Below are 17,797 nucleotides of genomic sequence, written 5' to 3' on the forward strand. Positions count from 1 at the left end.
CGGCGCAGCCAACTGGTCCAGTACCCACAATATGAATGCATCAACCGGTTGGGCATTCATTGCGTGTTCCAAGACCCAGGGGTCAGGAAGCCAGCGCCGATGCACCATGCCTTACAGCAGCGGCGTGCCAACCACGAGCACCGGAACCTCCAGCGCGTTAGGCGCTGCTAACGCGCTCACAGGTGCGCGAATCGGTAGCGCGGTTTCTGGCGCCTCTCCCTGGATCGGCGACATTGCTGCCATTGGATGGTTCAGCCGACCCGTGGCCGAAGCGGACCTTCCACGGTATGCATTCTCGCTTGGATCGTGGCTGTCTCTCGGCGCCGGCGCGATGTGGGTCTTTGATCAGCCTGATGTTTCGGTTCCTGTTTTGGACTGGACCGGCGGGGGTGCCAACCAGACCGCGCTCTCGGGCACCTCGGTGGCTACGGCGTCGTCTCCCATCAGCTACGGGCATCCGATCGTCCTGTCCACCAGGTCTGCCCCATCCGGGCCCAGCACCATGGCTCGTCTCTGGCACTCCTTCGAGTCCGGCCAACCATCGGGCACTGCGGTCTCGGCAGGCAACAGCGGCGTGGGCGGGGTCGCGTTCGGGTCGGTGACGATCGGCTCGGGCGCGTCGCTGACGTACGACTCGGCGGCTCCGCGTGGGTCGCTCGCGATGCGGTACACGACCGGCGGGACGGCGGCGCAGTCGTATGCGACGTGGTCGGCGTCGGAGTGGGGTGCTCCGGTGTCGCGGGTGTACGGCCGGATGACGGTCGCCCCCACGGCGGCTCCGTCGCAGACGGCGTTGCTGCGGGTGCGCTCGGGTGTGTCGCAGGCGTTCCGCATCAGCGTGAACAACCTGGGTGTGATCGAGCTGCGTAACGCGGCGAACACGTCGGTGGCCGCGTCGTCCGGGGCGATGACCTTGGGCAGCAGCGTGTGGCGGATCGCCTGGGACGTGAGTATCGGATCATCGGCGACCGGGATCGTCTACATCTACTACAACCCGGCGTCGTCGGTGCCGGACGAGACGCTGACCGCGTCGGCGGCGGATTTCGGTACGGCCGCGGTGGACGAGCTGGCGGTCGGGTGTGTGGCGTCGGTGGCGAACGTCGACATCCGCGTGGACGACGTGCTGATCACCGACCAGGGGCTGCCGGGACCGCCGGCGCAGTCGCGGTCGGTCGCCGAGGCCGTGGCGGCTGGGGATGTTCCGGCGCGTGGTGTGCTGGCGATGGCGGGCCGGGCGGTGGCGCAGACCCTGACGGTGGCCGACGCCTGGGGCCGTACCAGCGCGGTGCCGCGCGCGGCCGCGGAGGCGGTCGCGACGGTCGACAGCCCGGTCCGGGGTGTGTTCGGTCGTCCACGTCCGGTGGCCGAGGCGGTCGCGGTGGCCGACCAGGTCGGCCGGGCGATTGGGCTGGTCCGGGCGGGTACGGAGAGCGTGGCCGTGGCCGACGTGGTCGCCCGAGGCCCGTTCTCCCGGGCGGCCGGTGCTGGTGAGGCCCTGGCCGTCGACGGCCAGGGTGCGCGGTCCGGGCTGGTCCTGGCCCGGGGTGTGGCCGAGGCGGTGGGTCTGAGCGTGGTGGCTACGCGGCAGAGTGCCGGCGGGTCGGGTGCGGCGGAGTCGGTGCAGGTGGCCGATGTCGTCGGCAGGCTGGCCGGGCTGACGCGCGGTACGGCTGAGGCTGTGGTGGTCGGTGACGCCACCGGCCGTGGTGCTGCCGGGCGGGCTCGTGCGGTGGCCGAGGCCTTGGCCGTGGCCGACACGGTGGGCCGTCAGGTGGCCCGGGCCCGGAGTGCGGCCGAGGCGGCCGGCGTGGTGGACGTGGCGGTCCGGTCGGTGTGGTCCGGAGCGCGTGCGCTGTTCGAGGGCGTGGTGCTCGCGGACGCGGTGTCGCGGACCGGGTCCGGTCTGGTCGGTGTGGTCGAGTCGGTGACCGTCGGAGATGCGGTCGGCCGTGGGCCGGCGGGCCGGGCGCGTGCGGTCGGCGAGGCTGCGGCGGTGGCCGATCAGCTGGGTCGGGTCGTGGTGCTGGGACGGTCGGTGGCCGAGGCCCTCCCCGTGGCGGACATGGTGTCGCGGTCGTCCGGCGCGACTGCGGGCGGTGCGTCCGCGGTGGGGCTGTCGGATGCGGTGGGCGGGTCGGGTGCCGGCCGTTCCCGGGCGGTGGCCGAGGCTGCGGTGGTGACCGACGCGGCGGTCCGGGGTGGTCTGGTGATGGCCCGGGCGGTCGCCCAGGCGCTCGGCGTGGCCGACGTGGTGTCGCGGACCGGTTCGGGTACGGCGTCCGGGTCGGCTGCGGTGGCGGTGTCGGACGGGTGGGCGCGGGTCGTGGCGCGGTCGCGGGCTGCGGCCGAGACGGTCGTGCTGGCGGACGCGGTGACGCGTGCCGCTGGTGGTGGTTCGGCGGCGACGGTGGTGCTGGCCGTCGACGGCCAGGCAGGGCGCGGCCAGCAGGGCCGGGTGCGTGGTGTGGCCGAGTCGGTGGGGTTGCTGGTGGTGGTGCGGGTTCCTGCGCGGCTGCGGCCGGCGGGCGGCCGGGTCCGGGTGTATCCGTCTTCGTCCGGCCGGGTCCGGATCCCGAACGGGCCGCAGGTCCGGATCATCGGAGGTGTGTGGTGACCGCAGCCCGGGAGTACTGGATCGGGTCGGTGTTCGTCGTCGAGTGGGACATCACCGACCTCGACGGGACGCCGGTGCCGGATGCGACGGTGGCCGGCATCGTGGCGACGCCGTCCGGTGGCACGGCGCCGATGGTCCTGGCGCACGAGACCGGCACGGGCACGTACCGGCTGTCGTACCAGGCGGCCGCGTCGGGCCAGCACGGGTGGCGGGTGCAGTCGTCGGGTACGGCCGACGGGGTGATCGCCGGGAAGTTCGTGGTGAGCCCGGATGTGACCGGGGCGCCGCCGATCACGACGGACTTGTCGTCGGACGTCGGCCGGATCCGGCTGCTGACGACAGACACGGATGTGGCGTTCCCGCTGCACACCGACGCCGAGCTGCTCGCGTTCCTCGCCCTAGAGGGCGGGAACCTGAAGCGGGCGGCGGCCGCGCAGTTGGAGTCGATCGCCACCTCGGAGACCCTGGTCGCGAAGAAGATCAGCACACAGGACCTCAGCACGGACGGCCCGGCCGTGTCGGCGGACCTGCGGACCCGGGCGAAGGCGCTGCGGGAGCAAGCCGACCGTGAGGACCCGGCCGGCGCGGACATCGACGACGGGTTCGGATTCGACTTCGTGGACCTGGGGCCGCGGGCCTGGTACGGCGGCGGGTACTGATGCCGCTGGCGAACACCCGGATGATCCACCCGAGGTGGCAGCAGCACCACACCCGGCTCGTGACCGGCGGCATGGAAGCCACAGTCCGGGTGAGCCGGCCGGAGACGCTCGGTACCCGGGACCCGGTGTCGGGCCGGACGCCGGTGGTCCCGGCGCGGGTGTACTACGAGGGGCCGGGCCGGGTCCAGAACCGCGGTGGGCTCTCGCCTGCGGCGTCGGAGGCCGGCGCCCGGCTCGTGACCGGGAACTACCTGGTCGCCGTACCGGTCGACCTGGGCGACGTCCCGCTTGTGGACGATCTGGTCGAGGTCGTGTGCTCGCCTGATCCGCTGCAGGCCGGTCTGGTGCTGCACGTGGTGGACGTCCCGACCGCGACCCAGATTCTGCAGCGCAACCTCGGTGCCGACGTGTACCGGCCGACGATCCGGGGGTGAGCTGGCGGTGGCGACGATCTGGTTCGAGGGGATCGAGGAGCTGAACACGGTCACGGCGGAGATCGAGTCGGCGTCCGGGACGATCGGCCAGCGCGGTGCGGCGGTGGTGAAGAAGTGCGGGTTCCAGGTGGAGGCCTTGGCGAAAGGGTTCGCGCCGGTCGACACCGGTGCGCTGAAGAACTCGATCAGCACGGAGTTCGACGGTGATGGCCGGTTCGGGGCGATGACCGCCGACATCGGCTCGGACCTGAAGTATTCCGGTTTCGTCGAGTACGGGACCCGCCGGATGGCCCCGCAGTCCTACCTCGGCCCGGCGCTGGACCGGGTCGAGCCGGACTTCGTCGCCGCGGCCGAGGCCATCTCGATGATCGGCCTGCACGGAGGCGGTGGCCGTGCCCGACCTTGAGCCTTCCGTCGCGCACGCCCAGGCGCTCGCCCAGTTGGCCGCCACCCGCCTCGCGGTGCTGGGGTCGGCGCTGACGGTGTACCTCGACGAGGTGCCCGACCAGGCGGAATACCCGTACGCGGTGGTCTGGACCGCGGGCGGTAGCCCGCTCGGCGGTGACGCGGAGCGGCTGTCCGGGTGGGGCGGTGAGGTGGTCACCACGGTGACGGTCACGGTCGCCGGCCTGGCCCGTGCCGATGTGATCGGCGGCGTCGACCGGCTGATCCTCGCGCTGCACCGGTGGCGTCCGGTGCTGCCCGGGCGCAGGCCCGGTGACGTGGCGCATGACGGTGGGGGTGGCCCACCGGTTCTTGATCCTGTTCCCGCTGACGGCGGACGTCCTGTATGGACGTCCGCCGTTCTGTTTTCCCTGCATTCATCCCCCATGACCAGCTAGAGGAGCGTGACGGCTTGGCCGGAACGAGGAATCCTGCGACCGCGCCGGGCGCGACGGTCCAGGTCAACAGTGATGGGTCGGTGACCGCCCACGGCCCGAGGGCGTGGGTCTGGTGCACCGACGAGAGCACCGGGGCGCGGGCGGACTATCCGGCGTCGATGCTGCCCAAGGCCGGGCTGAAGCCGGTGGCCGGCTACGAGGTCAATTTCAAGAAGGTCGGCCGGAGCCCGAAGACGGTGGCCGAGCTCGCCGCGATCGGTGAGACCGGCTCGGCGAAGGGTTCGAGTAAGAAGGAGCCGGGCCAGTGAGCCAGCCGATGTCGGTGACCACGAACGGGACGGTCGCGGTGGTTTTCGTGCCGACGATCGCCGATCTCGAGGAGCCGTCGCCGACGGAGATCAGCGCGGTGGGGTCGCTGGATGTGTCCTGCTACCTGGCGGGCGATAACGCGCTCAACACCGAGACCACCGAGAGTAACGTGGAGGACCCGCGGCTCTGCTCGAAGAAGGTGTTCGAGCAGCCGGGCGACTCGACGGACACCCTGGAGTGGACGTACGTGTTCAACCCGGACAGCCCGGCGGACAACGAGGCCGAGCTGGAGCTGGTCGCGGGTCGTAAGGGCTTCGTGGTCATGCGGTGGGGTATCGACGCTGACCAGGCTTTCGCTGCGGGCGACATCGTGGATGTGTTCCCGGTGATCCTGGGTGTGCAGCGGCGCAACAACCCGTCGCGGAACAGCGTGCACCGGATCACGCAGAAATGTTTCGTCACTGGCGAGGTCATCCGTAACGCGGTCGTCACCACCTGACGTCTGGTTCGCCAGATCTTGCGCCGCGTTGTTCCGAGGACGTGGCGCGAAGAGGTGCCGGGCCGTGCACCTCCCCGCACGGCCCGGCACCTGCACGTCCCTGTCGTTTCTGTCCGGCCCTGGTACGCCCTGTTGTGAGGCTGCCGGGTCTGGGTTGTCCCCGTGCGCCCCCTGCGCAGCCGGGGGCAGAAGGCGAGTTCCCCGCGATGTCGGCTCTTCCCAAGTCCCCGCTGACGTTCGATCAGATCCTCGACGAGGGTTCCCCGTCGCAGGCCCAGGTGCCGCTGTGCCTGAACGGCCGGCTGGTCCAGCAGTACGAGGCGGTCATCGCCCGGATCGGGGCGCGTGCCGCCGACCGGGCGGCTGCGGCCCGGGTGGCCGGCAGGGTGGATCCGGACGATCCGGACCGGCGGCTCGGGACCCGGGCGCCGGGCGTGCCGGTGGAGGTGCGGGATCCGGAGCAGGAGGAGGCGGATCGGCTGCAGCAGGAGATGCGCCGGTTCACCGTGGTGTTCACGCTGGCGAACATCGGGGCGGAGTACAACAAGTTGATCCAGGCGCACCCGCCGCGCCGGGACCCCGCCGACGCCAAGCGGTTGCATCCGCATGACTCGGAGGGGTTCAACTCGATCACGTTCTTTCCGGCGCTGGTGCGGTTGTCGCTGGCGGAGCCGGAGATGACCGATGCCCGGTGGGAGAAGCTGCTGACCGGGCGGGCGCGGATCTCCGACGCGCAGTTCGAACGGCTGGCGGAGGCCGCCGTGAAGGTGAACCGCCGGGACCATGATCTCCCTTTCTCGCTCGGCGACTTGGAGAGTCACCGGCGCTGAGGCGCCGGGTCCAGGTGGCCCGGACGCTGGGTGTCAGCGTGCGCCGGTTCGAGGGCTGGGAGCCGGCGACGATCTGCGCGGTGACCGCGTGGGACGAGGCGGGACGGCCGGCGGCCTGGACGATGCGGCCGGAGCCGGAATGGGACGGCCGGGAACGCAGCCTGATGCTCGCGCTGGACATGTGGGAGGCGGGGCTGTGCCGCAGGTGTGGTGAGCACCTGGAGCAGTCGGCTGATCCGGACACCGATCCGGACGATCCGCGGTCGTCGCAGGCGTGGCGGGCCGAGGACCCCACCGAGTGTTTCTCCTGCAAGGTCCTCGCGCGGTCGGAGCGGCGGGCCGCGCCGCGTGGCGATGACGACGAAGACGCGTCGCCGTGGCTGATCCATACGACGCAGTTGGTGCCGAAGACTCCGCGGGCTCCTGGCCGGCGGCGCCCACCCTGAGAATGAAAGGGGCGCCGCGTGTCGTCTCGTACTGTGTCCGTGCGGCTGCGAATGGCAGTCCGTGACTACGTTCAGGGCGCTGCGCAGGCGATCGGGGCGAACAAGCAGCTGCAGTTGTCGCAGCGGCAGGTCGGGGCGTCGGCTGGTGAGGCCGGTGAGGCGCTGGGTAAGTACGGCGACCAGGCGAAGAAGGCCGGGGAGCAGGTCCAGCGTTCGGGGCAGGCCGCGGGGCGTGGCCTGTTGTTCGCGGGTGCGGGTGTGGCGGCGCTGGGTGCTGCGGGCGGTGGGTTGAAGGCGTTGCCGCCGTTGCTGGCGGCGACGGCGACGGGTGCGGCAGCCCTGCCGGGGATCTTGGCGGGTGCGGCGTCCGGGATGGGCGTCATGTATGTGGCGTCGCGGAATCTCGGCGACGCGCTCGGCAAGGTCAATGAGTTGTCGGGGAAGGACCCGTTCAAGAAGCTGGCCCCGTCGGCGCGGCAGTTGGTGGAGCAGTATGCGGCGTTGCGGCCGGCGATGGTCGGGATGCAGCAGGATCTGCAGGGCCGGGCGTTCAAGGGCACCGCGGCCGGGCTGGATCTGTTGGTGTCGCAGACGTTGCCGCAGGTGTCTGGCGGCCTCAACAAGATCGCCGATGACTGGTCGGAGTTGTTCGCCGAGATCGCCTTGGCCAGCTCGTCGCCGGAGGCCGTGGGGGCGTTCAACGCGATCACCGCGTCGGCTGATCATTTCTTCGACGGGGTGACGGCGCGGGTCGGGCCGACGTCGAAGTCGATCGCCACGCTGATCAACTCGGCGGACCCGGTGGCGCGGGCGGTCGGGGACGGGCTGCTGGGCTGGCTGGACGAGTTCAACGCCGGTGTCGAGAGCGCCCGGGCCAGTGGGGACCTGGCGGCGTTCTTCGAGAGCGGGCAGCACGCTGCGCGTGAGTTGATGAACATCACCCACGACGTCTTGGCGATCACCGGCATGGTGATCAAGGAGGCGGCGGCGTCGAACGACGCGATCGGTCAGGCCGGCGCGTCCCTGCGCACCTACGTGGCCTCCGGTGAGGCTGCCGGGGACGTGGCGGGGATCGTGCACACGCTGACGACCGCGTGGGAAGGCCTGAGCGCCGTCCTCGGGCCGATCGGCGCGGTGCTGCGGGACGCGGTCGCCGATCCGGGGATGGCGGCGTCGGTCGCGCAGCTGTTCGGGATCCTGGCCGCCGGGTCGGAGACCGTGGCCACCCTGCTGCGGATCCTGCTGACCTTGAACGATGCGCTCGGCGGGGTGCTGTTCGCCGCGGTCGCTCTGGCCGTCGGCGTCGCCAAGATCGGCACGGCGATGACCGTGACCACCGCCGCGGCCACGAAAGGCGCTGCCGCGCTGACCCGGTACGGTGCGGCCGGTGCCGCAGCAGGTCGGGGCCTGACCGGGCTGGCCGCGGGCGCGGGGAAGGCCGCGGGCGCGTTCCTGGCCCTGGAGCTCGGGCACCAGGTGTTCGACGCGTTCCAGAACGACGCGGCCAACGTCGCCGGCCTCGACGCGTCGCTGAAGCAGCTGGCCGAGACCGGGAAGTACGCGGGCGAGCTGCAGGAGGCCTTCAGCTACGGCTGGGGGGAGATGGACACCCAGGCGTGGATGGCGTCGTCGGACGGCTGGTTCGCCGGCATGCTCGGCGGGCTGGAGAAGGCGATCCCGCTGACCGGGGACCTGGCCCAGCTGTTCGGCAGCCCGTCGTTCGCGCAGGCCGAGGGGAACTTCGCCGCGCTCGACGCGCAGCTGCTGTCGTACGCGCAGACGACCAAGGACGTCGAAGGCACGGGCCGGGCCTGGAACGAGGTCATGAACCGGTCCGGCGTCTCGATCGAGCAGATGCAGCAGCTGCTGCCCGGGACGTGGGCGGAACTGCAGAAGATGCAGGCCGCCGCGCACGGCGCCGGCGACGGCACCGCGGCCCTGGCCGCCCGGACCGCGCTGTTGAACGCTCCGCTGGAACAGACGGTCACCCTGGCACGGTCGGTGCTGGACGTCTTCAACGAGCTCAACGGCGGCGCGCTGTCGTGGGGTAAGGCGCAGATCGCGGCCGAGGAGTCCCTGGACGCGCTGAACGAGACCTTGGACAAGAACGGCCGCACGCTCGACGCGAACGCGAAGAAGGGCCGGGACAACCGGACCGCGTTGTTCGCGATGGTCGAGGGCGCGGCCGCGGCGGCGCAGGCGAAGCTGGACGAGACCGGGTCGGTGGAGAAGGCCGCGCAGGTCTACGACGGCTACATCCAGCGGCTGCGGGCGGCGCTGCTCGAGCAGGGGTACGCGCCGGCGAAGGTCGAGGCGCTGATCGCCAAGTACGCGGAGATGCCGGCATCCCTCGAGGCGGCCGGGCAGGCGGCGAACACGCTGAACGCGAGGTTGGCGTCGATCCCGAAGGGGACGACGTTCACGTTCAACGGTGACAGTGTGGTCGACGGGGCCGGGAACGTGCTGGACCTGGCGCACGGGATCGCTGGGCTGCCGCCGGGCAAGACGTTCAAGTGGGACGGCAAGAACCTGGTCGACTCGACCGGGAAGGTGTACGACCTGGCCCAGGCGGTGCAGGGCATTCCGGGGTCGAAGTCGACGAAGGTGTCGACGCCGGGCGTGGACGGGTCCACCGGCAAGGTGGAGAACCTGGTCGCAGAGCTGCAGGGGATGCCGGACGGCCAAGCCTCCATCAACGTCAACAACACGCAGGCCCTGGCGGCGATCCGGCAGGTCCGGCAGAACCTGAGCAACTTGGGCGGCTCGACGGTGGCGATCGGTAACGCCGCCGGCGGCGCGTACGTGCCGCGGCAGCGCGGTGGGGTGACGGCTGCGGCGGGTGGGCTGCTGCAGCCGATGATCGCCCCGCCGGGCACGAGGTACCAGTGGGCGGAGCCGGAGACGGGCGGGGAGTTGTTCCTGCCACGGCGGGGGATCAACCGGGCCCGCGGCCGGGCGCTGCTGGGTGTGGCCGCCGAGTGGTACGGGATGCGGATGATGCCGATGCGGTTCGGCGGCGTCACCCTGGCCGCGGCGTCCGGGCTGGTGAATGTGGCGCCGAAGGAGGTCGCGACCACGTCGACGGAGACGCGGCAGAAGGCGACCAAGCTCGACTACGCCGAGGCCGCCCTGGACGCGAAGAACGCGATCGCCGCGCTGAACAAGGAGTTGAAGGCGAACGGCCGGTCGTTCTCGACGGCGACGGCGAAGGGCCGGGAGAACCGGTCCGCTCTGTTCGACGGGATCCGGGCGGCGCAGGAGGCCGCGAACACGAAGTTCGAGGAAACGGGCAGCGTGAAGAAGGCGAACGCGGTGTACGACCAGTACATCGCCCGTCTGAAGACCACGTTGAAGCAGCAGAAGGTCAACTCGGCGACGATCAAGTCGTTGATGAAGCTGGCGCAGCCGCCGGAGTACGACGTGCCGAAGGCGGCGCCGAAGCCGCCGCCGGTGCCGACGAACAGCTTGGGCAACATCGGCTTCGCGAAGGCGTGGATCTCCACGCTCGGCGGGATGGACGACCTGCGCGACCAGCTGTCGCTGAACCAGGTCGGGGTGAACACCGGCACCGAGTACGGCCGCGAGAACCTGTCCAACATCATCAGCTTCTTGGAGTCGGCTGCGGCGATGGCTCAGGCCCGCTACGAGCAGACCAAGTCCGCGAAGTCGGCGACGGGCGAGTACGACAAGCAGATCGCCGCGCTGCGCAAGATGCTCGCGTCGAGTGGCTACCCGAAAGCCACGATCGACTCGCTGATCAAGACGTACGGGCGGATCACCCTGGTCCCGAACCGGGAGGGCGGCATCCACATGGCCGCGCAGGGCCTGGCCCGGATGGACAAAGCCCAGCTGTTCATGGGACGGGCCGCAACCATGTACGGGTTCGCCGAGCGTGGCACCGGCGGCGAGGCATTCATCCCGCGCAACGGGTCGCGGCAACGGGGCCGGGACCTGCTCAACGTCGCGGCGGGCTGGTACGGCGGGCGGGTGGCGTACGGACGTCCGGCGTCGTCGGCGTCGTACGACTACTCGACGCATCTGTCAGTCACGCCGCTCAGCTACAACCCGACGCCGGCGGAACTGGCGACGTATCAGCGGGAGATGGACGCCCGTGCCCGGGTCGGCCGGCCCCGCTAGTCCCCTGTCCTGCAGCAGCTGAGAGAAGGGGGCGCACGGTATGCCTCTGTCCAGGGGTGCCCAGTCCGGTGGCAATCCGGATCCCGGTGACGGCGGTGCCGGCGAAGGCGGCGGTGGTGGGTTCGTTCCCGTCATCGAGCCGATCGGGTTCTACGAGCCGTGGTGGCTGGCCCCCGACGGGACGGACCTGCAGCTGAACCCGCCCGGCTCCGACCTGTTCAGCTTGAAGTCCGTGTCTGGGCTGGGTGCGGTCCCCCTGGACCAGGTGACCGCGCCGGCCGCCGACGGTGGTGTGACGGTGGAGTCCGAGCGGGTCCGGGAACGGACGATCGTGTGGCCGCTGCGGATCCGCGGGGACACGCACCTGCAGTTCCTGGAGCGGTGGCGGTACGTGACCGACTTGTTCACCCAGACCAAGAGGCTCGGCCCGGGCAGGTTGTTGCTGATCCGGCCGGACGGCACCTCGAGGGAGATCATCGCGCGGTACCGGTCCGGGCTGGAGCAGGAGCCGGAAGACGGTGCGTGGCGGCAGGCCACCCCGAGTATCACGCTGTTGTGCCCGGACGGGTACTGGCAGGGCGTCGAGCCGGTGTCGAAGACGTGGTCGCAGGAGACCGGGGCGGATTTCATCACCCCGACCTACCCGGCCATCAGCAGCGGGCAGGTGCTCGGTGAGGCGACGCTGTCCAACAGTGGGGTGGCGGACGCGTGGCCGACGTGGACGATCCGTGGGCCGCTCTCCTCGCTGACGGCGACCAACGTCACCCGCGGTGAGACGTTCGTGCTGACGTACACGCTGACGGCCGGGCAGGTGCTGACGATGTCGACCCGGCCGATCCAGGTCCGTGGCCCGGGCGGTGTCCAGGCCATCAGCGCGTTGAACCTGCTGGCCGGTGGGATTCCGTGGCGGGTCGACGCCCGGTCGCAGACACAGATCCAGTTCTCCGCGTCCGGTGCCGCGGCGCCGACGGTGCCGGGCGGCACTGACGGCACGGCGATCACGGCGCAGTTCCACGAGAAATTCGAGACTGCCTGATGGGCCGGTCGCGGTACGAGGTGCTGATCACCAACGCGGCGGGCACCACGATCCTGACGGATCCGATCGGTCACGCCGACCCGGTGACCAACACGCCCGGCCACAGCCGGATCGAGCTCAAGCCCAGGCACAACGAGGCGGGGTTCGGCGAGCTGCAGGTCAGCGCGGTGCCGTGGATCCTGTCGGCGGTGCAAACGCCGGACGCCCGCCTGGTCGTACGGCGCACGGACGAGCCGTCGGGGCAGGTGGCGGTGGAGTTTTCCGGGCCGATCGAGGCGCCGGAGAATGCCTACAACATCGAAACCGACGGGACGGACGGGTACGGCACGGTCAAGGTCAAGTGCACCGACGACCGGGTGTGGTGCGGCTACCGCCTGGTGTACCCGAACCCGGCGCAGGCCGCGACCGCGCAGACGTCCGCGAAGTACGCGATCGCCGCGGTAAACCCGGAGACCGCGATGTACGCCCTCGCCAACCTCAACCTCGGCCCGGGTGCCCTGGCCGCGCGCAGGTTGACCGGGCTGACGATGGCGGCCGGCGCGAGCCTGCTGCCCGGGGTGACGGTGTCCGCGTCGTTCACCCGCGACACGATCCTGTCGGACGCGCTGCGGGAGGTGTCGCGGCTGGCCGGTGGGGCGGGGCTGGGGTACCGGATCGTGCAGACGTCGTCGGGCATGCAGTTCCAGGTGTTCAAGCCGCAGGACCTGACCGCCAGCGTGGTGTTCAGCCGGCCGATGGGCAACATCCGCGAGTTGACCTACGCGGCGTCGGCGCCGACCGCGACGGTGGCTGTCGTCGGTGACGCGACCGCCGGGATCGGCCGGGTCATCAAGGAACGGATCAACACCGGCGCGCACAGCAGCGGGTGGGCGCGGCGTGAGGTGTTCGTCGACGCCCGCGGGGCGGCGAACGCCGGCGAGCTGGACCAGGCCGGTGACGAGGCGCTCAAGGAGCAGGGCCCGCAGACGCGGTTCAGCGCGCGGGTGATCGAGACGCCGCAGCTGCGGTACGGCTTCGACTACCCGCTCGGGGCGCAGGTGTCGGTGCAGCCGTACGGCGGCGGGCCGTTCGTGTCCGCGCTGGTGCTGGGGGCGGACATCACGGTGACGCCGGACCGGGGCGAGGTTGTCGAGCCGATCGTCGGCACCGACAACGACCTGCTCGCCGACGCGAAGGCCGCGGAGATCCGCAAGCTGTGGCGGACGATCGGCCGGCTGCAGGGCGCCCTCTAAACACGACTTCACTACCCGACCACCGAGGACGAAGGAGGTGGCCGGGTGGCGTACGAGTCGTACCCGAACACCGGACACAACAACCGTGCGGTCACCATGCCGGAACTGGAGCAGCTGGCCGGCGCGCGGCTGTCGGGGCTGATCGGGTTCACCGGGACGACACCGGTGTACGCCGATTCGTCCGGCAGGCAGGTGAAGATCCGGTCGGGGGTGCGGGCCCTGATCCGGGGCATGATCTGGCGCAACATCTCCGAGACGGTCGTGGACAACACGCAGATCGTCGCGAACGCCACGTCGAACCCGCGGATCGACCTGCTCGTGCTGCGGATGAACCGGGCGGCCGGGGCGGCGTTCTCGATCACCCCGGTGGTGATCACCGGTACGGCGGCGGCGACGCCGATCGTGCCGTCGGCGGTGCGGCAGGACACGGTCGACGGGACCGGGGTGTGGGACATCCCCCTGGCCGAGATCAAGGTTGCTGCGGGTGCCACGACGATCGCGGCGGCGGACGTGACGAACCGGGCGTGGTGGATCTCCGGGTCCGGGTACGTCGGGTTCAGCCTGGGCCGGCCGCCGGTCGAGGCGGGTGTGGTGTTCACGGAGCAGAACACCGGGATCCACTGGATCGGGACCACCAGCGGCACGTACATGAGGCTGGCGTCGAATTCCGGGGTCATCGAGGTTCCCGCGCCGTCCGGCTGGTCCGGGTCGACGAAGGTCGTGCGGGCCGGGGACCTGGTCGTCGCGTCCGTTGCGGTCAAGCGGACCGGGTCGAACATCGCGAACACGGTGGTCGCGACGGTCGCGACGCTCGGTGCCGCGTACCGGCCGGCGGCCGAGTGGCAGGGCGTCTACCACTGCACCGGGCCGGACCATTCGTCGAATCTGCGGATCACGACGGCGGGTGTGATCACGGCTGACCCGACGTATCAGGGCGGCGGCATCGATTCGGGGTCGTTCGTCTTCGGCAACATCACGTGGCTCGCCGCCACCGCCTGACGGGAAGAGACATTCATGGCTGACACTGTGCGGCACCCGTTCGGCGCGGGAATCGCCGACTACGTGTTCGAGGCCGACACCGGTGGTGTCGTGTCGGTCGGTTCCGGCGCGGTGATCCAGTTCTTCAGCGCGCGGACCGGGGGGACGCAGTACACCGACCTGGCCGAGGACGTCGACGGGACGACCCCGATCACGAGCGTCGTGTCGCAGGACGGCTCGAACGGCGCGTACGCCGCCGGTGACATCGCCCAGTTCTACGGGCCCGAGGGCGTGTCCATGATGTGGGCGTCCGCGGACGGCGGCCCCCGGAAGCTGATGTTCGCGAACGACATCGCGGGCCGGGTCGGCGACGCCGTGCTGCACGCCCTGGCCACGGCCAAGGGCGATCTCCTCGCCGCGTCGGGGTCGGGGGCGCTGCAGCGGCTGGGTGTCGGAACGAACGGGCAGGTGCTGACCGCCGACTCCAGCCAGGGCGCGGGGATGCGGTGGGCGACGCCGTCCGGCGGCGGTGGCGGGGGCACGGCGTCGCCGACCGGGGTGCTGTGGGTCGCCGCGGTCAACGCCCCGACCGGGTTCGCCGGCGCGAACTACTTCTGCGACGGGGTGGCCGACGACGTTCAGATCAACACGGCGCTGAACAACGTGCTGGGGCTGCCGGTGATGCTGTCGCCGGGCGACTACTACATCGCGGCGCCGGTGCAGCTGCTCGGGGTCAACGACGTGGACACCGAAACCACGAAGATCCTGCGCGGGTCGGGTACGTACAACACGGTGTTGCACGTGACGTCCGGGATCCTGGCGGGTATCCAGCTCGGGGACGCGGTGTGCCCGGTGGTGTCGGACCTGACGTTGTCGATCGCGGGGGCCACGCACGGGATCTACGCGACGAAGCCGGTCGCGGTCGGTGCGGGTGAGCGGTCGTTCTGGCACGGCACGATCGAGCGTGTCGCGATCAAGGGGCCGTTCGTGTCCGGGTCGCACACGGGCTGGGCGATGTCGCTCGGGTCGGGGTTCCGGTTCACGGTCACGAACATCGAGGTCGCCGGGGTCCTCAACGGGATCCGGGTGCTGAACGAGAGCGCGACGTTCAACTGCGGTGACGCGGTGTTCTCCCGCTGCTTCGTGGAGATCATCGGGAACGGCGGGACCGCGTACAACATCAGCTCCCCTGCGGGCAGCTGCAACCAGATGACGTTCATCGCGTGTTTCGGGATCGCGCAGCCGGCGAACACCGGAACGACGATGTGGAAGTTCGACGGCGGCAGCAGCCACATCCGGGTCATCGACTCGAACGCCGAGCAGTTCCTGACGACCGTGTCGCTCGGGTCGTCGTCGCGGGACTGCGTGGTCGACATGGTCCACGTGACCCTGCGTAACGGCGCGGTCCTCGCAGACCTCGACGGCTACTTCTCCCAGGTCATGTGCGGGCTCGCCTACGTCGAGCCGGCGGCGACGGTAACGCTCGTCGACGACGACAACAGCTACCACCCGAACGTCTTCGGCCCGTGCGCGATCTACGCGGACACCGGGTCCACGGTCAACGGCGATGTGGTCGAGACCCTGGTACTGAAGGACATCGTGCTGGACGGGCCGGGCACGGTCGCGGCCGCGTTGCGGGCCGGGCGAGCGGCGCTGATCGGCAAGACGAAGCTGCTGACGTACGCGGCGACGGTGACGATCGACTGCAACGCCGGGTCGTACCAGCGTCTGGTTCTCACCGGCGCCACCACCCTGGCGGCGCCGACCAACCCGGCGGACGGCCAACGCCTGATCGTCGAGCTGATCCAGGACGCGACGGGGTCGCGGGCCGTCACGTGGAACGCGGCGTTCGTCTTCTCCACGACCCACGCCAACACGCTCACGACCACCGCCAGCCGCCGAGACCTGTTCGAGTTCGTCTATGTCGCCTCGAACGCGAAGTGGTACGTGCTCAACAGCTCCAAGAACCTGACCTGACCTGCGAGCGGCTCAGGCTGGCGGGTTCAGCACCTGGAGCACCGCGTCGAGCCGGTCTCCGAACGTCGCCTGGAGATTGCGGTGCGGGTGGGCGAGAAGGTGCGCGCGCAGTACCGCGTCGTGTTGCGCGTTGGTCGCCTCCATGATCTGCCGGCTCACCGCCTCGAAGTTGGCAGCCGCCGGTCCGGTGAGGACCTGCTGGGCGGCGAGCACTCCAGCGGCGCGGGTGGCCGGGTCGGCGCAGGCCGGCGGCGGCACTACCACGACGGTGCGGCCGTCGCGGTCCTCAAATTGTGGGCTGGCCAGCTCGTATTCCCACGGGCATCCGGTGACGGGGCAGGCGTCCACCGCCCGTGATCCGGGGATGGGCTGTGGGATGTCGTGCGCTGGGCCGGCGAACATCTGCCCTGGCGTGCCGGTGGCCCGCCATCGGGTCTCGCCGGCGGGTACCACGGTGGAACGCCGCGGCGGCCCGTCGCCGTCGTAGATCTCCACGACGAGTGGCTCGCCGCCCATACGGCTGGTGTAGACGGAGAAGGCGCACGCTGTCAGGGCGTCGTCGTCTTGGGGCTGCACGAGGCCGAGCGTACCGGCGGCAGCGGGCGCGCCGGTACCACAGCGTGTTCAGAAGGGCCGCGTCCTCGAGGGCGCGGCCCTTGCGCATTCCGGGAGAAGGAGGCGGCGTGGGCCAGCCGAACGAGCAGCAGGACGAGCCATTGGCGGAACTCGCGCCGGTGGGCATGGAGGAGGTGGCCGGCACGGTGGCGATGCCGCCGGAGGATCTGACGGCGTGCCCGGGCGGGCACGACGACGCGGCGGACCAGGCCGTGGTCGTGCAGCCGGGCGGGGGTGGGTCCTGATGGCGACGGTGTCGGGGTGGTCGGTGGAGCCGTGGGGCTCCAGCAAGATCGGCAACTTCAAGGTGCCCACCACCACAGTGGTGCTGCCGCTGCGGCGGGAGGTCGCGGCGCTGCTGCTCGGGTTCGCCGGGGACTTCCACCGCGAGGTGGAGCCGCTGGTCGAAGGCTGGTGCTGGGGTCATAACCCGCGGAAGATCGCGGGCACGAACGTTTGGTCGGAGCACGCCTGGGGCGGGGCGATGGATCTGAACGCTCCGGAGCACGCGATGGGCGCGAAGAACACGTTCAGCCCGTCGCAGCGGGCGACGATCCGGGACCTGCAGGACAAGTACTCGTACCAGGGGAAGCGGCTGATCCGGGCCGGGATGGACTTCACGCGGCCGGACGACATGCATTTCGAGGCCCGCGGGGCGAAGGCGGATCTCCTGGCGGCGGTGGCGCTGTTGCAGGCGCCTGCGAAGGTGTGGCGGGAAGGCGAGCGGCTGCTGCGGTTGCGGCGGCCGCCGGTGCGGGGTGCGGATGTGCTGTGGCTGCAGAAGAAGATCGGTGCGATGGCGGGGAAGCCGGACGGGGTGTTCGGGGTGAAGACGGAGTCGGGGGTGCGGTGGTGGCAGGGCCGGCACCGCCTTGTCGTGGATGGCCGGGTGGGGGCGCGGACGTGGGCGTCGATGCTCGGCCGTTCGGTCACATTGAAATAACCGTGGGTGCTTTGCTGATTACCTGAGCGTCACTGGAATTGAGGCGGGGCGTTGGTCATTCCAGCCGCCCCGGCGGCCGGAATGGCGTAACTCGTACGTCCGTAGCATTAGATCGGTCGCAAACGGTGTCTTTCGCGGCTATCTCAGGCACAATGGCACGGACCGGATCACATCCGGACACGATGGACCCATGGCCGTGGATATCGGCTGGGTCTCCCGCGGCTTGCCTTGTAAAAGGGGTGGCGA

General features: G+C 70.6%; 17 protein-coding genes. 16 read left to right on the forward strand and 1 reads right to left on the reverse strand.

Going from position 1 to position 17,797, the window contains the following annotated elements; genetic code table 11:
• The first annotated feature begins 598 nt into the window (after window positions 1-598).
• From QSK32_RS42710 to QSK32_RS42775, 14 genes are all read left to right on the forward strand, one after another.
• On the forward strand, window positions 599-2,614 hold the full coding sequence (locus QSK32_RS42710) for a hypothetical protein (RefSeq protein ID WP_285475225.1): 2,016 nt from the start codon (window positions 599-601) through the stop codon (window positions 2,612-2,614).
• A complete protein-coding gene (locus QSK32_RS42715) occupies window positions 2,611-3,273 on the forward strand; it encodes a hypothetical protein (RefSeq protein ID WP_285475226.1) in 663 nt (220 codons plus the stop codon). Before QSK32_RS42710 ends, QSK32_RS42715 begins: the two co-directional genes overlap by 4 nt.
• Entirely contained in the window at window positions 3,273-3,707 is a 435-nt protein-coding gene (locus QSK32_RS42720; RefSeq protein ID WP_285475227.1) for a DUF6093 family protein, read from the forward strand. The genes QSK32_RS42715 and QSK32_RS42720 overlap by 1 nt, the downstream gene beginning before the upstream one ends.
• Before the next feature lie 7 nt (window positions 3,708-3,714).
• Window positions 3,715-4,113 (forward strand): HK97-gp10 family putative phage morphogenesis protein, encoded by a 399-nt coding sequence (locus tag QSK32_RS42725; RefSeq protein WP_285475228.1) that lies wholly within the window; start codon window positions 3,715-3,717, stop codon window positions 4,111-4,113.
• Entirely contained in the window at window positions 4,100-4,549 is a 450-nt protein-coding gene (locus tag QSK32_RS42730) for a hypothetical protein (protein WP_285475229.1), read from the forward strand. Before QSK32_RS42725 ends, QSK32_RS42730 begins: the two co-directional genes overlap by 14 nt.
• A 14-nt stretch (window positions 4,550-4,563) precedes the next feature.
• A complete protein-coding gene (locus tag QSK32_RS42735; protein ID WP_285475230.1) occupies window positions 4,564-4,857 on the forward strand; it encodes a hypothetical protein in 294 nt (97 codons plus the stop codon).
• Window positions 4,854-5,357, forward strand: a complete 504-nt coding sequence (locus QSK32_RS42740; protein WP_285475231.1) for a phage tail tube protein — start codon at window positions 4,854-4,856, stop codon at window positions 5,355-5,357. The genes QSK32_RS42735 and QSK32_RS42740 overlap by 4 nt, the downstream gene beginning before the upstream one ends.
• A gap of 206 nt (window positions 5,358-5,563) precedes the next feature.
• Window positions 5,564-6,187 (forward strand): hypothetical protein, encoded by a 624-nt coding sequence (locus tag QSK32_RS42745; RefSeq protein WP_285475232.1) that lies wholly within the window; start codon window positions 5,564-5,566, stop codon window positions 6,185-6,187.
• Between the two features lie 38 nt (window positions 6,188-6,225).
• Window positions 6,226-6,633, forward strand: a complete 408-nt coding sequence (locus QSK32_RS42750; RefSeq protein ID WP_285475233.1) for a hypothetical protein — start codon at window positions 6,226-6,228, stop codon at window positions 6,631-6,633.
• An 18-nt stretch (window positions 6,634-6,651) separates the two neighbouring features.
• Window positions 6,652-10,770 (forward strand): hypothetical protein, encoded by a 4,119-nt coding sequence (locus QSK32_RS42755; protein WP_285475234.1) that lies wholly within the window; start codon window positions 6,652-6,654, stop codon window positions 10,768-10,770.
• Between the two features lie 40 nt (window positions 10,771-10,810).
• Window positions 10,811-11,806, forward strand: coding sequence for a phage tail family protein (locus tag QSK32_RS42760; RefSeq protein WP_285475235.1), 996 nt, complete (start codon window positions 10,811-10,813; stop codon window positions 11,804-11,806).
• On the forward strand, window positions 11,806-13,038 hold the full coding sequence (locus QSK32_RS42765) for a siphovirus ReqiPepy6 Gp37-like family protein (protein WP_285475236.1): 1,233 nt from the start codon (window positions 11,806-11,808) through the stop codon (window positions 13,036-13,038). The genes QSK32_RS42760 and QSK32_RS42765 overlap by 1 nt, the downstream gene beginning before the upstream one ends.
• A 45-nt stretch (window positions 13,039-13,083) precedes the next feature.
• Window positions 13,084-14,037 (forward strand): hypothetical protein, encoded by a 954-nt coding sequence (locus tag QSK32_RS42770; protein WP_285475237.1) that lies wholly within the window; start codon window positions 13,084-13,086, stop codon window positions 14,035-14,037.
• A 15-nt stretch (window positions 14,038-14,052) separates the two neighbouring features.
• Window positions 14,053-15,993 (forward strand): hypothetical protein, encoded by a 1,941-nt coding sequence (locus QSK32_RS42775; RefSeq protein WP_285475238.1) that lies wholly within the window; start codon window positions 14,053-14,055, stop codon window positions 15,991-15,993.
• A gap of 12 nt (window positions 15,994-16,005) precedes the next feature.
• On the opposite strand, the gene QSK32_RS42780 is transcribed toward QSK32_RS42775, so the two are convergent.
• The gene (locus tag QSK32_RS42780; protein ID WP_285475239.1) at window positions 16,006-16,569 is read right to left on the reverse strand and encodes a hypothetical protein; all 564 of its coding nucleotides are present in this window, start codon (window positions 16,567-16,569) and stop codon (window positions 16,006-16,008) included.
• A gap of 107 nt (window positions 16,570-16,676) precedes the next feature.
• Between QSK32_RS42780 and QSK32_RS42785 the strand changes: the two genes are divergently transcribed.
• Entirely contained in the window at window positions 16,677-16,853 is a 177-nt protein-coding gene (locus tag QSK32_RS42785) for a hypothetical protein (RefSeq protein ID WP_285475240.1), read from the forward strand.
• On the forward strand, window positions 16,853-17,551 hold the full coding sequence (locus QSK32_RS42790) for a peptidoglycan-binding domain-containing protein (RefSeq protein ID WP_285475241.1): 699 nt from the start codon (window positions 16,853-16,855) through the stop codon (window positions 17,549-17,551). The genes QSK32_RS42785 and QSK32_RS42790 overlap by 1 nt, the downstream gene beginning before the upstream one ends.
• Window positions 17,552-17,797 lie beyond the last annotated feature (246 nt).

This window comes from Actinoplanes sp. NBRC 101535, from assembly GCF_030269225.1.
GTDB classification, from domain to species: domain Bacteria; phylum Actinomycetota; class Actinomycetes; order Mycobacteriales; family Micromonosporaceae; genus Actinoplanes; species Actinoplanes rectilineatus.

Bases quoted from the DNA above. Each gene is read 5' to 3' on its own strand.
- QSK32_RS42790 (WP_285475241.1), top strand. From the start codon at position 16,853: ATGGCGACGGTGTCGGGGTGGTCGGTGGAGCCGTGGGGCTCCAGCAAG.
- QSK32_RS42720 (WP_285475227.1), top strand. From the start codon at position 3,273: ATGCCGCTGGCGAACACCCGGATGATCCACCCGAGGTGGCAGCAGCAC.
- QSK32_RS42775 (WP_285475238.1), top strand. From the start codon at position 14,053: ATGGCTGACACTGTGCGGCACCCGTTCGGCGCGGGAATCGCCGACTAC.
- QSK32_RS42760 (WP_285475235.1), top strand. From the start codon at position 10,811: ATGCCTCTGTCCAGGGGTGCCCAGTCCGGTGGCAATCCGGATCCCGGT.
- QSK32_RS42745 (WP_285475232.1), top strand. From the start codon at position 5,564: ATGTCGGCTCTTCCCAAGTCCCCGCTGACGTTCGATCAGATCCTCGAC.
- QSK32_RS42765 (WP_285475236.1), top strand. From the start codon at position 11,806: ATGGGCCGGTCGCGGTACGAGGTGCTGATCACCAACGCGGCGGGCACC.